This window comes from Paenibacillus sp. FSL H7-0716 (assembly GCF_038002705.1).
GTDB lineage: Bacteria > Bacillota > Bacilli > Paenibacillales > Paenibacillaceae > Paenibacillus_AQ > Paenibacillus_AQ odorifer.
The window spans coordinates 175435-190766 of record NZ_JBBODA010000008.1 but is presented as its reverse complement, the minus strand read 5'-3'; the positions used below and the strand labels follow the sequence as shown (position 1 = coordinate 190766).

Here is a 15332-nt window from a genome sequence, read left to right as displayed (position 1 = left end):
GTGAAGCGGCTTACTATTATACTAATTTCCCTTCTTGTACTCACTCTAACTAGCGGATGCTGGGATAATAAAGAATTGGACGAGTATGGGTATGTGCAGGCAGTCGCCATTGACCAAAGCGAAGACAATCATTTTGTGATTACGACACATTTCTATAATCCTTCCACCAAAATAGAAATGGGACAAGCAGGGAATCCAGCGTCCAAGGGAATTAATATTGTTACTAGTGGAGAAACCTTTTTTGAAGCCATCAGGGAGATCCCGGCAAAATTTGGTCGAAAAGCCAAATGGGATCATATGCGCGTCATATTAATCGGGGAGCAACTAGCCAGAACCTCGAACATCCGGGAGGTACTTGATTTCTTCTCCAGGGATCAAGAACCGCGTGGTACCGTTCTTCCTCTCATCGCTGAGCAATCTGCGGGACCATTTTTAGATATCAGCCCGTTTATCGAGCAGACCATTGGTCAACAGTATAAGAGAATGGAGACGAGCGGTGCTCTATATGCCGCAAAAACTTCCAAGATTCCTCTTTATGAGCTGGCTATACAAATGTGTAGCCCCTCCAATACTTCTATCATCCCCTACCTGCATAAGAGCAGTTTGGATCATAAACCATTGATATCTGGGCTGGCTGTAATTCATGACGGGAAAATGATCGACATTCTAAAGGAGAAGGATACAGAAGCATTCATGATGCTGACTGATAGATATATCTATGGAGTACTAGAATTTCCTTGCCCGGATGAGACCGAAGCACCGCTGCGAAAAAAAGAAACACTTGAAGTGCTTACCTTCAACAGTACGCTTACTCCAATCGTAAAAAATGGTTCTGTGTCCGTCAGTGTGAAAATTGCTATTGAAGGGATGATCGGAGAATTACGTTGCTCACATTTAAAAAACAATAAGGACATGAAGCTTTTTGAGCAGCGTATCATAACTCAGGTTGAGCAACAGGTAAAGCATGCAACCAAGTTTTTGAAAACAAAAAAGATCGATGCACTCGGAATTGGCAATCAGATTTACCGGAAAAATCCGCAGCTGTGGAAACAACTAGAGCCACAATGGAAGGAAACCTTCGCCCAGACTCAGTTCGATATCAACGTTGATGTCAAAGTATTAAGCACTGGAATGAACTCAGGTACAATATTCGGAACAAAGGAGAAGTAGCTATGGTGGGAAAAATTATCTGCGTCCTGTTATTAGCTTCCGCTATGTTAGCCCATGACCTCCCAAGGTTTAGGCAAGCCTCCATCCGCGATCGAGTAGTTTACGGTGTATTATTACTACCCGTACTTTATCTCGGATTTATCTTTATTGCAGCTAAGCCATGGCCCAATTTAGACTCCATCTTCAATTTACTTACGGCTCCAGCTGAGCACATCGTCCATTGGATCAACCCAACCATTTCATAAGCTTAAAGAATGAGGAGGAACGTATGAATAAGCAAGAACGTGTTAGCTCGATCCAAATGTCCATGCTGTTTCTCTTCTTTATGACCGGTTCCTCAATCGTCATCGTCCCTGCATCATTAACTAACTTTGCCGGCAACGGAGCCTGGATATCCCTCTTAATCGCCTCGGCCATAGGAATGCTTCTGCTTTCCGGCATTCTATATTTGAACCGACGAGCGCCAGATCTTTCGCTTGTGGAACAAAGCCGCTCCGTACTTGGAAACGGACTGACCCTTGTCCTCCTAATTCCTTTCACTTGTGTGCTGTTTTGGAATGTGGCAGGAATTGTAATTGAGATCGGAACCTTTTTCAAAAGTACGATGTTGAAAGAAACGCCCACTTACGCGGTAAATACCATGTTTTTTATAACGATTGCGATGACAGCTCTAGCTGGAATCGAAGTGATTGCCCGCATGGCAGCCGTCCTAATGTCACTAATGTTCGGATTTATCATCTTAGTCTGGATACTCGTAGCAGGGCTGTATCATCCCGAGTACCTACTGCCCATCATGCCTGATGGATTTAGGCCTATCCTAAGTGCAACATATGTAGTCTATGGCTTTCCCTATTCCGAGCTTATCGTTTTTTCGATGATTTTACCGTTCGTGCGTAAAGAAGACAATTCTAAACTGGGAAAACAGATGTATCTTGCACTCATCATCAATGCCCTGACATTAATTGCTTCTGTCGTTAGCAGTATTATGGTACTGGGACCACTGTCCGGCAGCTTGAAATATTCATTATATCAGTTGGCGAGACTCATTTATTTTCAGGAAACCATTGAAAGAATCGAATCCGTGATTGGTTTTTCACTCATTATCGGCTTCTATTTCAAGGCTTCTATCCTGCTGCTTATTCTTATTAAAGTACTAAAGGAGCTTCTGAGATTGAACGATGAACGCTTAATTGTTTTCCCTCTTGCTTTTGTCTGCCTGCTGTTATCTGTAACGACTTACACACAGGAGTCTGAGCTTGAGGAAATCGTGAATACTACATGGCCCTTGATCACTAACCTAGCTTACATTCTGCCGTTTCTTCTGATTCTGTTGGTCACTTTCATTCGTTATCATATAAATCAACACAAAAAATAACCCGTTCTAAACGGATTCAATATCCCCTATCTCATTTCGCAGACTTCGGCTTCTTCTTTTCTTGAATCCAGTCCGCCAGCAAAAGTATTACTCTACATAATTGCTTTTTTTGCGGGAATAGCTGCTATACAGTCCGCGAGGATGCAAAATATGGACCAATGCCACGATTAAGATCAGCTGTGTCCTATGGGTTTGGTATGTTCAAGTGTTATTGGATCAAACTAAGCAAAGAAGGGATGCCCAACAGCCACTTTTAGCTTATTAGGACACCCCTGTTAAGGTTATTAAGTTACTCGCCGCTAACCAATAAATTCTTGAACCCACTCGCTGTTATAGTAACCTATTCCAATTTCTGTGAAGCTGCTATTCAGGATGTTGGCACGATGACCCGGACTGTTCATCCATTGGTTCATTACTTCTTCTGCGCTCGACTGACCTTTGGCGATGTTTTCCCCTGCTGAGTTATATGAGATCCCGAATGCTTTCATCATATCGAACGGAGATCCATACGTAGGAGACTGATGGTCAAAATAATTATTGTCATACATATCCTGCGCTTTAGCCAAAGCCATTTTCGAAAGTTCGCTATTTAAACTAAGGGGCTTTAAGCCTGCATTCGTTCTTTCTTTATTCACCAGATCCAATACTTGCTGTACCGATTGAGATGTATTGGTAGATGGTTGTGGATTTGCAGATTTCTGTGGGACAGCAGAATGTTGCGGATTTGCAGAATATTGTGGTTTGGCCGACTGCTGCGGATACGTTGTTTGATCTGTTGTGCTTCCTGTAGGTGGATTGGTCCGAATGAACCCACCCAGCCATTTCGTTACATCGCCTGGAACTTGTTTAGTCTTAATTGTTGAATTCCCTGCATTCTCCGTGGAAATGGAAGATGCTTGCGTTAAAGTTGACGTTGAGGTAGTTTTACGAGCATGATTGTCAACCTTCGTTTGTTGAGTAGTCATTTGGTTGTTGTCCGAATTATTACCCGAACAAGCAGTAACGAGTAATAGCGCTACTATTACGATAAATGGTTTAATAAGAACCCCTCCTGATTTGGCAAAGTAGTGACTTAATCGAATAAAGTTTCTGTAAAGTGCCACTGATTTATTCATCCTTAATACAAAAATATAAAAAGTAAAAAAGTCCACTCGCAACATGGTTGCTGTGGACTTAATCTTAGTAGATATTTTAGATACGTTGATTTTGTTACATTTTTAGTAATTTATAGAATTTTTTACTAATTAGTGTTATGCTTTGCTAAGATAATAAACGATAACATCAAATAAGTTTTGGACAAACAAGCTTATAGAAATGAGCGGGCGTTGTTAGGTAAACAGATACTTTTAGATTACTTAATGTAATGTGATTTCAAAATTATTACAAGGAGTGATCATGCTATGTTAGAAGGTATCTCGATAAAACAAGTCTCCATTTATTGTCCTGAAAGCGTGATTAACAACCAATATTTTATTGACCATTTTCAAAAGCAAGGCATAGATATTAAGCGGATTCTTAAAAAGACAGGCAGAAAAAAACGCCATGTAATTGAAGGAACAAAGGAGAACTCGTTGACGATGGCGATTAATGCCGCTCAACAAGCCATTGATGCTGCTTCATTAAAATCTGCAGATATAGATCTGATACTTTTTTCCAGCTCAACTCCGGAATATTTATCACCAACGAATTCCTTGCTTATTCACAAAGCTATCAAAGGTAAAGATGATACGCTTTGCTATGACTTAAATGGAAATTGTATAGGAATGTTTATTGCGGTTGAACAGGCTGCTCGTACTTTATATGATGATCCTGATAGAGATAGAGCGTTGGTTATCGGTTCGGATTTTTTAAATTTATGGGCTGATCCTTCACATCCAATAACATATTCAATTTTTGGCGATGCCGCCGTAGCCCTGATTTTAGAAAAAGATCATTCAGAGAGTGGGTTAATTGACGTAAGGTATCTTTCGGACAGCCGTTTTACAGAGGAAATTGTATACCCCGCTCAAGGATTAGCTAAGTCTTTGCGTGACGGGGCTGAACACCGCTACTTACACTGGGGGAAATTCAGCGGTATAGACAGTGTACGATTTGCGGAAGCGTCTATTATTGATTTATTGAACAAACATCACCTAACATTCGAGGATATACAAGTTTATTGTTTTTCACAATTCACATTGGCTAATATTAAATTACTTCAAGCTAAGCTGAACCTGGATCAACATAAAATTATTTATGTAGCCGACGAATATGGCTATACAGGCACAAGCAGTCCCTTTCTGGCCTTATATTGTGCTATTGAACATGGTTTGATCAAACGTGGCGATAACTTATTATTTTGGACATTGGGATCAGGTTATCAAGCCGGTTCAATGTTATGGCGTTATTGACATGAGGCTTCATTCATCCTATCACTATCGAAACTCCACAATACACTAACAACAATCCCATCAGTATATTAAATTGACTTCTATATTTAGATATCATTTTTTTGAAAAGAGAACCACATAAACACCAACTAAAAGTGCCCATAAAACCGATGAAAGCTAAGACTATAGAGTAACTCAATAAGCTAAAATAGGAAGAATGAGAGGTAAGAATAAATGTAGATGTAACTGTGATTCCATATAATATCCCTTTTGGATTAATAAATTGTAAAAGCATACCCGCAATAAAGCTGTTGTGTTTATCGCCACTTCCATCACTTTCTTGATGTCTACTTGTAATAATTTTAAATGCTAAATAAAACATGTAAACTCCACCTATCACAGCCATACTAGATTCAATCTTAGGGATAAAATTAATCAGAAGTATATTAAAATAGCAACATAATAATATAATCACGAAAAAACCTGTGCCCACTCCTAAACTGAATCTCATTGTTTTTCGTAAACCAAACTGGTTTGCAAAAGTCATTGCCATAATGTTATTAGGTCCCGGAGTAAAGCTAGCCACAAATGCATATAAAAACAAAGAAACAATCACTGAATTACACCTCGTTGTATGTTATAATGTATTTATTGGACGTTATAACGTCCTTACGTGCGTTTTATTGTATATCTTGATCGTTATAAAGTAAATAGGGATGGGAGGATTACCGTGGAAGAGATAAATCAAATCATTGCGGAGAATGTAAAAAAGATTAGAAGAAGTAAAGATTTAAGCCTGGAAAAGGTCGCAGAATTAACAGGGGTAAGCAAAACGATGATTGGTCAAATCGAAAGAGGCGAATCGGCACCTACCATTACAACCATTTGGAAGATCGCGAATGGATTAAAAATTTCATTTTCTGCGCTGATAGATTACCCAAAACCAGACACAAGATTAATATTAAGAAATGAAATTCAACCACTGCTTGAAGACAACGGAAAATATCGGGTGTATCCATCTTTCCCATTTGATGAAAGCAAACGATTTGAGGGGTATACAGTCGAGATAGACGAAGGTGCATACCTTGATGCCAATCCGCATATGGAAGGAACTGAAGAATTAATCACTGTATTTGATGGTGAATTGTCTTTGCGTGTTAATGATAATGAATATCTATTAAAATCTGGTGATTCTATCACTTTTAACGCAGACAAACCCCATGTATATTATAATCCAGGACAATCATTGACCCGTTTAAGCATGATCTTATACTATTCTAGTTAGCAATAAAACCAAGGTTTTTAAACCTTGGGATCAAATCTTACTATGATATTGTCTCCAAAAAAAGGAAGGTCGTTTGTTTCGGCATATTTTTGCTGCTCTACGTCAAAAAGTGCCTTGTACAACAATGTTTTGGCACCTGTTTTACGATCTATCATTATGAGGAAACCTTGCTGATTGGACCGAATCAGCAGAAAATCCTCGTCCATTCCCTCCACTAAATAATTATCCGAATTACCACCTAGAGTGTTCAGATTAATCGTCTCCGTTACCTTCCCTGTTCCATCTTTTATCAATCGTAATATTTTCCCATCGGTAAGCAGGAGCTGATCGCCAGCTATTTTCACATTGTCACCATAACGAAGATGGTATCCTACACTTGCGTGGCGAATGACCATTCCATCCTTAATAATCATCGTATACCATTTATTATTGATAGGTGGTTCTCCGTAAACATCTGTTACGGTTAGATAGATTAGACCTTTTGGCGTCTTCTGAAAATCGAACTGAACAGCATCGAATAATTGCGAAGTATAGACGTAATTTAATCCCAGAGTTTCCAATAAGTTAACAATAATAGTAAATTCCAAAATCGAAGTCTCTCCTTCTATTCATCCTCTCAATCTGCCTCTTTTTCTCTCATTTCGTTGTTCCCCCAAGAATCTGTGAAAGTTTTCTCATATATTGATAAGGAGGTTGGCGCCAAACCTTAAACAAAATAATTGAAAGAAGGCAATTACAATGGCTTTAGGTTGTGATACAGCTACAAATGTAACAGCAGCAAGATTAACTACACTTAAAAATAATAAATTCACATTCGTTTGCCGATATTTGAATCGCGTTGAAGGTTACCAGGATGGTCTCACCTCAGCTGAGATTACACGAATTTCAGATGGGGGATTATATATCATATCCCTTTATCAAATCAGCAAATCACTCGATCATTTTACAAAAGCCAATGGTGTTAAAGATGCTGAAACGGCTGTAGGCTTAGCAAGTGATTTGGGACAAACCAGCAGCACTCCGATTTATTTTGCCATAGACCGCGATATGACTTCTACCGAAATCACAAACAATATAGTGCCTTATTTTCAAGGCATAAAATCAGTGCTAGACAGCAGTACTAAAAATTCCAAAGGCTATAAAATGGGTATCTACGGATCACGAGCAGTCTGCTCTCATATTCGAGGCACTAATTCCGCTACAACACGTTACACCTTCATCGTAGATAATGACTGGCAGGGAACCTTCGATGATTGGAACCTGCGACAATATAATTTCAACACTGAGGTAGGAACGAGCACTGGCAAAATCAACGTAGACTATGTAGAGTCCTCCTCACATAGCGGTGGAGGCTGGAAAAAGTAATGTATTCCTCTTTTATCGGTGACGAGGCGTTATACTAATGCAGATGATGATAGATTCAAATAAAGTCTCATTATTTAAAAAAATAGTAAAAAGACAACCAGGCATTGATTATCCGATTATTGGAAAAGCTCTGCCTGGTGTTTTTGGTTTGTAGCGGAAGTTTAAGCAGATAATGATAAATCGTAGCTATCCGACTTTAAGGTCTTCTTTGGGCAATCCTCGGGGATTAATCCATAGAATTTTCAAATGCCCAGCCGGATTACGATAGAGCATCCATTCCGCACTGACAGCAGCTTGCTTCCCCTATGCTCTCCCCCTATATTTTTATCGCTGTAACTTTATGCAACCTATGAGATAACTGCACTTTATACACTTATTTCGTCTGTAAAAGGCTAAGTTCTCACTTTAACTGTATTCTATACAATTAAAAATCACCGTTATCAGCTTTAGCGGCAAAAAACTAAAAAATAGGTGTACAAAATACAACTATCTTCATGAGCGAGTTTTTCGAGCCAAAATAGCTGTACAAAATACAATTAAAAGCCGATACATATTAAATTCGACGGCTCTCCACATAAAAAAGGGGCGAGATCTTTGTAGATCCCCCCTGCTCCACTTGCCCCTATTTTGAATCGCCCATTTGATCATATGCTGGATCATACGTCCACTTCAGGCCGTTGTCCTTACTCAACAGATAGATGGTACCTACAGTATTGCCCTCTTTGCTGAGCAGAATAGGATACAATCCTTCTTTTTCATTAAAAATAGGAGAAAGCGGCGTTTTTTGATATTCGTTAAAGGTTTCCGGAAGGGCTACCACGAGCTTTTCCCATGACTGTCCCTGATCTTTGGTCCAATAAATAACAGGCCCATTATCTTCATAATATCTGAACCCTAAGAATCCGATATCCTTGTTAGAAAACCCTGCCCCGGCTAAACTTTCCGTGTATAAATCGTTAGGATTTCCAAGCTCCATCCATGTCTTCCCGCCGTCAGAGGTCTGGTATACATAATTTAGCGAACGTCCCACACCTGCAGAACCTCCGGAGACGATCCAACCATTTTGCTTGTCAGTAAACCCGATGAACTTGGCATCATAACCCTTTGCACCTTCAATGTTGTAGTTATTCCATGATTTTCCCATGTCATCGCTGATTAATACATGTAGAGGGGATTCTTTACCATCTGCAAATCCATATACAATTGCAGTCTTGTCCTCGGAGATATAAAATCCGGTATCCGCTCGACCCATCCCCATTTCAGTTCCAGTCGTATCAAGTTTTAAAGGCGTTTGCGCTTGGATCTCCCCTTTCCGATAGGAGACAGAGACATTACCATCCTCGTCCATGGAATACGCATTCCCAGCGTCATGCACAACAACTTGTTCGCCACTAGAGCTGTAGGAATAGATAGTACCTGGTTTGAGCGCGATATCTGTAAATTGGCCGGTTAGGTTGGTACAGGCTGCAAGCACTGCTGTTACACCAACCACCATTAAGACCGCAAGAAATGCACCTACTCCGTTTCGTTTTTCTTTCATATTTAAAATACTGCCGAATCGCTGCTTCATCGAGTATTTTCCTCCTGCAAAATTCGTTGATAAAGCTACATGCCGAGTAGCATTACTTTGCATAACCGATAAAATAGCTTCGCAGTATTTCTTTCGATATGCTGCATTTTGCTTACGTACAACGGTGTCATCACAATAAATTTCAATTTCGCGGACAGCTTCGCGTGCCATGAACCAGACCAATGGATTAAACCAATGCAGTGCCTGCACAATCAGTAGCAGTAGCTTATATATGATGTCATGCCTTTTGTAATGGACCAGCTCATGTTTTAAGATAAACTCCAGCTCTTCGTCACTATATTGATCATGCGGCAAGAATAGTGTTGGCTTGTAAAAACCCATTAGCATCGGATTCGGAACTTTACTGCTTATCAGAACCGGAATGGCGGGTGTTACATGCATTTCTTTAGCGACTTGTTTGAGCTTGGAGAACATATCCTCACTCTGAAGAGGGCTGCTCCAACGTAATACCTGTTTTCTGAAAAAGAAATAACTCAGCAAATGATACCCTAAAAAAAGCACAGCTCCAATAACCCAGATGTAAGCTAAAATATTAATTATAGAAGGGATATGGATTACATCCCCTGTCTGGACCGGCTGAGAGATTACTGGCGCATCCGCCTGCAAATTCTGGGACGCTGATCCTTGAAAGACTGTTGCTATGGCCTGGCCTTCGGGTAGCTGAATCGCCACAGGAGGATTGGTAAAGGAGAAGTTGAATGGCAACAATAATCGCAAGGTTAGGATCAACCATATCCAATAGCTCAGCTTAGCCGAATAATGTTTTCTTAACAAGGGAGTTAATGTGATCAAGCCGATAATAACTAAACTTAGGGTCACAGAAATAACCAAAAAATCTGTAAAAAGACCTGTTATCATCAGGATTCCTCCTTATCTACTCTATCGAGCATTTCCCGCAACTCAGCAAGATCGCTTTTATCAATCGCCTTCCCGTTGTATAAGGACATTACCATATCCTGCACAGAGTTGCCAAACAGCTTTTCAAGCGTAGACTTCCCTTCGCTCTCTTTATAATCTGTCTCAGAAATTGCAGCGAGATAACGGTTGCTCCGCCCTTCTTTTTCGCAAGATAGAAAACCCTTTTCAACCAGCCGTGACAGCACTGTCATCAAAGTTGCAAGCGCCCAGTTACGTTTATCCCCCAGTTGATTCAAAATATAAGTGGAGCTAACCCAACTCTCGGCTCGCCAAATCACCAGCATAATTTCCAGTTCAGCATCTGGCAAGCGTTTGATTTTGTTATTCATCCCTATTTCTCCTTGTTATACATTCGTGTAATACATTCATTATACAAACGTGTAATTAAAAAGCAAGCACATTATTTCTAAAATATGTATACCTTCTTAGACGTTTATTATTTTAATAAAGGTTTCACCAGTCCAGTAGCAAATATAAATAGAACCCTAGGAACTTTTATAAGATTCCAACAATGAAATAACCAACGCACACTCAGTTGAAATTTATAACTATTTTGGAAACTAAGTGATGGGTCTGCATTATTCTTAAGTAAGGAGGTCAGTTATGAAAAAATTTAGTATTCTATCATTTTCACTGATAATTTTACTGATTTTATTATTTGTATTAGTCAGACCCACGCAGAAGATCGTAAGTGTCCATCTTGTATCCGAAACAACAGAAATCACTTATACTGACCGTGAAAGCCTTCAAATCTTCGAAAATGCTATAAGAACTGTAAAAAAAGTACGCGGGTCTGTAGATGTAGGTGAACCAACTTATCGAATGACTGTTACTTACGCTAATTCAAAGGTGGTCGGATTCAGCCTTTATATGGATTTTACAACGAAAGATGGTTTCCTGATTAAAGCTAGCAATAGCGAAAAGATGCTGGATTTAAGAAATAAGAATTCGGTTGAGCTAGCTGATCTGTTAAGTAAAAAAAAGGAAGATTAAAATTTGGAAACTCAATCTAAAAATAGGCATGGTTATCATACAAATGTAAAAACAAGCCATCCTTTAATACTAACTAAGGATGGCTTGTTCGTAATTATATTATTTTCCTGCGCTTCAGATATACTGTCCCGCTCCGCTCAGAGCGCTGCAATTCTCTGCTGGATGCGTGGAAATAATGCAAAGGCATTCTCATAAAATACTTTCTCGTGGTGCTGCTCAGGCACAAGTCGGCGAACGAACTCCGCATAGAGATCAATAGGCGCGAGTGGCCAATCGGTACCGAACAACATTTTTTCATAGTGATCAGAGTACACCAACGCCCGGCGAAAATGATCCATAAACAGGGGTTCATTCATGAACCGCTCAAAATGAGGCCGATCACCAACAACGAGACCAGACAAATCGGCATAGACGTTCGGATTCTTGGCGACCACTTCAGCAGCATCCATCACCCATGGATCGCCTAGATGGCAGATCATAAAGTTCACGTCGCGCCGTTGGAACGCTAGTTCGTCCACGGTAAGCGGATGCGCATACTTAAGCAATCCATTCATCGAATACGTATCACCGGTATGAATAACCACAGGCATGCCGTACTTGGCCGCCAGCTCATAGATCGGCGAGTAGATTTTGTCATAAACGTAATGATGATAGTACCCGGCATAGAGCTTAATACCAGCTACCTCAGGAGCTTGCAGCCTTGCCTCAATTCGGTCCAGCTCATCCAAAGCATCCTTTCCTCCGAGCATATTCGGATTAATGCCCACGCATTCCATTAAGAATGGCGGCACACTGGCTTCCAAGTCGAGTCCCATCGGATTGGGAGAGGCAGAGTCAGGAAAGGCTCCCTTCGTCTGCTCCGTGACCCCCATACCAATGCCGAGAACAACGTCGTTCTTGTCAAACTCCGCTTTGAGCCCAGCAGCTGTGTAATCAACTTTGGAGAGGTCCAGTGCTGTCCGATGAAAGCTATCGATGTCCGACAGATGAATGTGAATATCAATGATTGGCATTTATAGTCTCCTTTTTGTCAGAAGCACTAGCAAAGGTCACCTTCATAAGATTACGAACTATCTCTGGATCCAGAGCGAGCTCTCCCATGATCATGAAGGTCGGCTGTGTCCAAGCGGTTTCTCCGTTCAGAAGTAGTAGATGGTGATTCACACCATATGTGAATACCTTATTGTTCACGTAAGACATAGCTCTCTGATTAGGATAACTATGCACCACATGCAGCATGTCTTTACGCGAAGTTGCACCGATTCGGATAAGTCCCTTGGATTCCAGATGGGCTTCGACCCTCCCGATAGGGAAGTTGCCTTCCTCTGGGAGCTCCATCCAGCCTTCCGAATAGATTGGTGAAGGCTTAAAGTAACTATCCTCGGATAGCGAATAATGCGGCAGCGTCATTCCGCTTTCATTGGTTACTGAAATCAACACACAGAGCACAGGAACTCCGGGCAGCATGAGGTAATGCTGATTGATCGTGATCCCCCGGTTTGCTTCCTGCTTCTCCATCGAAGTGGTCAGTCTCAGTCCCTTCCAGACGTTACCGTGATCATCCATCTGCTCCGTCCAAGCTGCGCTTCTTGGCTCCTGCAACCGGCTAAATCCGCCTATGCCAGAAATTCCCACACCGAGTCCACCATGCCAAGGATTCCACCAGGAACGTGGTTCAGCTTTCGGAAAGGTGCTGTCCAGCCACTCTTCTCCTTGGTGCTTCAAGGAATGCACAACGCTGCCGAAATCAGGAGCAGCTGCAATAGATAGAACACCGTTGCTCACTGTGTAAATGGGACCCGCAGGTCCTTCTTCTATCTCACAAACAACGCTTGTTTCCGATTGTGGAAACCAGAGGCCTGTTCGCTCTTGAATGCGGTCCTCACCGCGATAGACGACCCGGACCTTACGGCCAGATTCGTTGTGTTCTGGTGATTCTGTATCCTCAGTAGAGAGCTCAAAACCCGCGGAGTGCAAGTTTTGTCCTCTTTGCAACTCCATCTCTGCGACACTTCGCTCCGCTTCTCCATCAGCCTGTACATACAATTCAAGGCTTCCATCAAGCGGTGTCATCTTTCGTTCGATTAGCTCGGCATGAAGTGCCCCTGCCGCAAACGGATTTCCACCGCCAAGCGTTAGCTCAAGATGGTCATCCAACACCGGTATGACCGAATTCTGCTGTTTTAGGGCAAAGGCGCGGAATTCCGACCACTTAAGGAAGGTGTTAAGAGCAAAAACCATAGTTTTTGTCCGTACGACATCTCCAGCGGAGATTCGGCCAAGCTTATGCTCCAGCCCAAGCGGGTATTCCGGACGAAGCAATTTTAGCGAAGGATCCCAGCAGATTCCGCATGTGACGTTCTCTTCCTTGCAGAACAACCAGTTCTCCGTAATTTGTGCACTGTCCCAAAGACTTGGATCGCCTGAGTACGCATCGCCCATGTCCACGTATTGGCCCTGATATGGCAAGATGAGCTGTTTACCGAAAAAGCCGAAATTCGTCAACAGATACATGTCTTCTTCCAGGATGTCACTATTGGTATTGCAGACCTCGCTATAAAACTCAGCGATTCCGTTAGCAAATAGCTTAGCCACTCTTTTTATCTCAAGACCCGGAAATTCTTCCGACTCGTAAAGAGCTTCGAGAACCTGACTCTCCCCTTCAGAATAGATCTTTACTTCTTTGGCCTGTTTCTTAGAGAATTCTTCTGCGAACGGCTTACCTAACTTCGGATGGGTCAACCAGAAATTATGGCTCGAGCCGGGATATTCAATCCACATTCCATTGTCTGTATTATTAAGATGAATAGAGTAGGCGCCATTCACAGCCACCCACTGATCCCCGTTTTCCCCACCAAAGCGGCCATGCGTTCCCTTCATTAGAACGGATAGCTTGCTGATAAAGGTGACTGCCTTCTCTCCAACCGGAACGGCCGTTGCCTCAATAGCCTGTGAATAAAGACCGTATGAATTTAGGGTAAAGGGTACTTGAATAGAAGCCTTACTCTTAGCTGGAACAGTAAAGCTTACAGTACGATCCGCCCACATCAGGAATTCGTCTTCGGGCAAATCAAAAGAAAATTCTGCTTCTGCAGCAAAATTATTCTCCACATTAAGGTACAGTTCCGAAGGAAGGCCCAGATACAGTTCCCGGTGTGGCAGCGCTATCTTCATTTTGAGTGGGAATTTAGGAGCAACGCCAATGCGGAATTCAGCACGCTTGCCACCGATGATCCACTTACTCATAACAACGGGGTGTGTCTTCTTATCGTTCTGCTCTTCCCTAACCGAATCAAGCTCAAAATCACCTTCCACGATAACCGTTTCACCTGGTGCTAATGTTCGCGCAGCAGATAGAGCAAACCGGATATTTTTATCGTTCTGGCCTTCGATCTCAATGGCCAGCTCAGACGTCGAACGATTCTTGATGCGATAGCGGATCTTGTAGGTCGAACCAAACACTAGATCATGATCATCAATCTCTGTAGAGATTTCATAGTCTGGTGTATCAAGAGCGGTCAGACCACGGCCAGTCTTCTCGAATTCCGCCCGCAAGGAGAGTTCTCCCTTTTGCCAAGTGTAATCAAAGAAATCAAAGCCACGCTCCTGGCGGCCATCTGGCTGGATTGGGAGTTCACGGGTACTGTCTGCATACCAATCCAGTTCCTCAAAATAAGGAGCAAGTGCTTCCGTTTGCAGTACTGTTGGAATGAAGTTCATCAGATGGACGTAATCTTCATTTTTCTCCCAAAAAAATCCGCATTTCTTATACATCGGTACGGCTTTCGTATTACCTGCCCAGGTAAACAGATCAAGACGTGGCCAGCCCGCTTCTATTGTTTGGCGAACAGCGTTCAGAATCAGATTGCGGCCGACCTTGTATCCGTGATAATCGGGGCGTACATTCAATAGCGGGACATATAAAGCCCCTTCATCTTGACGGTAGTGGGCGAAGCTGCAGAAGCCGACTACCTCTTTGCCATCAACGGCAAGAAAGGCATTAAGATTGGACGAGATCTCCATCTCACGGCGCACACTGTCCTCAGTTCTCTGATTGGTGCCTCCGCCCCAGCTTTCGTTGCTGCGGTTCCACATTTCTGCGACCGCCCCAGCATAAGAAGAATCGTATTCGATAATGCGGATTTGTTCCGCTGTAGTTTTTACAGTCATGCTTTCATCTCCTTATTCCTCAAAAAAATATGAGTATGTATTCGTATACAGTTATTCTGGATAACCTCTCTACAACATATTGAAATAACTCCTACG

Annotated in this window: 13 protein-coding genes; 6 read left to right on the top strand and 7 right to left on the bottom strand. The window is 42.0% G+C overall.

Features of this window, described 5'->3' with window-relative positions:
- Together MHH60_RS13420 and MHH60_RS13415 are read left to right on the top strand one after the other, a co-directional pair.
- Entirely contained in the window at window positions 1-1170 is a 1170-nt protein-coding gene (locus tag MHH60_RS13420) for a Ger(x)C family spore germination protein (protein ID WP_076134405.1), read from the top strand.
- Between the two features lie 268 nt (window positions 1171-1438).
- On the top strand, window positions 1439-2545 hold the full coding sequence (locus tag MHH60_RS13415; protein WP_076134403.1) for a GerAB/ArcD/ProY family transporter: 1107 nt from the start codon (window positions 1439-1441) through the stop codon (window positions 2543-2545).
- Between the two features lie 299 nt (window positions 2546-2844).
- Here MHH60_RS13415 and MHH60_RS13410 read toward each other — a convergent pair whose 3' ends face one another.
- Window positions 2845-3648, bottom strand: a complete 804-nt coding sequence (locus MHH60_RS13410) for a CAP domain-containing protein (RefSeq protein ID WP_256715084.1) — start codon at window positions 3646-3648, stop codon at window positions 2845-2847.
- 297 nt (window positions 3649-3945) lie between these two features.
- Here MHH60_RS13410 and MHH60_RS13405 point away from each other — a divergent pair, with 297 nt between their 5' ends.
- On the top strand, window positions 3946-4935 hold the full coding sequence (locus MHH60_RS13405; RefSeq protein WP_076134402.1) for a 3-oxoacyl-[acyl-carrier-protein] synthase III C-terminal domain-containing protein: 990 nt from the start codon (window positions 3946-3948) through the stop codon (window positions 4933-4935).
- 13 nt (window positions 4936-4948) lie between these two features.
- Here MHH60_RS13405 and MHH60_RS13400 read toward each other — a convergent pair whose 3' ends face one another.
- A complete protein-coding gene (locus tag MHH60_RS13400) occupies window positions 4949-5530 on the bottom strand; it encodes a LysE family transporter (RefSeq protein ID WP_076134401.1) in 582 nt (193 codons plus the stop codon).
- Between the two features lie 114 nt (window positions 5531-5644).
- Here MHH60_RS13400 and MHH60_RS13395 point away from each other — a divergent pair, with 114 nt between their 5' ends.
- Entirely contained in the window at window positions 5645-6199 is a 555-nt protein-coding gene (locus tag MHH60_RS13395; RefSeq protein WP_076134400.1) for a helix-turn-helix domain-containing protein, read from the top strand.
- 17 nt (window positions 6200-6216) lie between these two features.
- On the opposite strand, the gene MHH60_RS13390 is transcribed toward MHH60_RS13395, so the two are convergent.
- Window positions 6217-6786, bottom strand: a complete 570-nt coding sequence (locus MHH60_RS13390) for a hypothetical protein (protein ID WP_076134399.1) — start codon at window positions 6784-6786, stop codon at window positions 6217-6219.
- 151 nt (window positions 6787-6937) lie between these two features.
- On the opposite strand from MHH60_RS13390, the gene MHH60_RS13385 reads away from it, so the two are divergent.
- On the top strand, window positions 6938-7564 hold the full coding sequence (locus MHH60_RS13385; RefSeq protein WP_036688810.1) for a glycoside hydrolase domain-containing protein: 627 nt from the start codon (window positions 6938-6940) through the stop codon (window positions 7562-7564).
- 622 nt (window positions 7565-8186) lie between these two features.
- On the opposite strand, the gene MHH60_RS13380 is transcribed toward MHH60_RS13385, so the two are convergent.
- Together MHH60_RS13380 and MHH60_RS13375 are read right to left on the bottom strand one after the other, a co-directional pair.
- Window positions 8187-10013, bottom strand: a complete 1827-nt coding sequence (locus MHH60_RS13380; RefSeq protein WP_076134398.1) for a M56 family metallopeptidase — start codon at window positions 10011-10013, stop codon at window positions 8187-8189.
- Window positions 10013-10402, bottom strand: coding sequence for a BlaI/MecI/CopY family transcriptional regulator (locus MHH60_RS13375; protein ID WP_076134397.1), 390 nt, complete (start codon window positions 10400-10402; stop codon window positions 10013-10015). Before MHH60_RS13375 ends, MHH60_RS13380 begins: the two co-directional genes overlap by 1 nt.
- A 274-nt stretch (window positions 10403-10676) precedes the next feature.
- Between MHH60_RS13375 and MHH60_RS13370 the strand changes: the two genes are divergently transcribed.
- The gene (locus MHH60_RS13370; RefSeq protein ID WP_076134396.1) at window positions 10677-11066 is read left to right on the top strand and encodes a hypothetical protein; all 390 of its coding nucleotides are present in this window, start codon (window positions 10677-10679) and stop codon (window positions 11064-11066) included.
- A 137-nt stretch (window positions 11067-11203) separates the two neighbouring features.
- Here MHH60_RS13370 and MHH60_RS13365 read toward each other — a convergent pair whose 3' ends face one another.
- Together MHH60_RS13365 and MHH60_RS13360 are read right to left on the bottom strand one after the other, a co-directional pair.
- The gene (locus MHH60_RS13365; RefSeq protein ID WP_076134395.1) at window positions 11204-12079 is read right to left on the bottom strand and encodes an amidohydrolase family protein; all 876 of its coding nucleotides are present in this window, start codon (window positions 12077-12079) and stop codon (window positions 11204-11206) included.
- The gene (locus tag MHH60_RS13360) at window positions 12066-15236 is read right to left on the bottom strand and encodes a GNAT family N-acetyltransferase (RefSeq protein ID WP_076134394.1); all 3171 of its coding nucleotides are present in this window, start codon (window positions 15234-15236) and stop codon (window positions 12066-12068) included. The genes MHH60_RS13365 and MHH60_RS13360 overlap by 14 nt, the downstream gene beginning before the upstream one ends.
- Window positions 15237-15332: the final 96 nt, after the last annotated feature.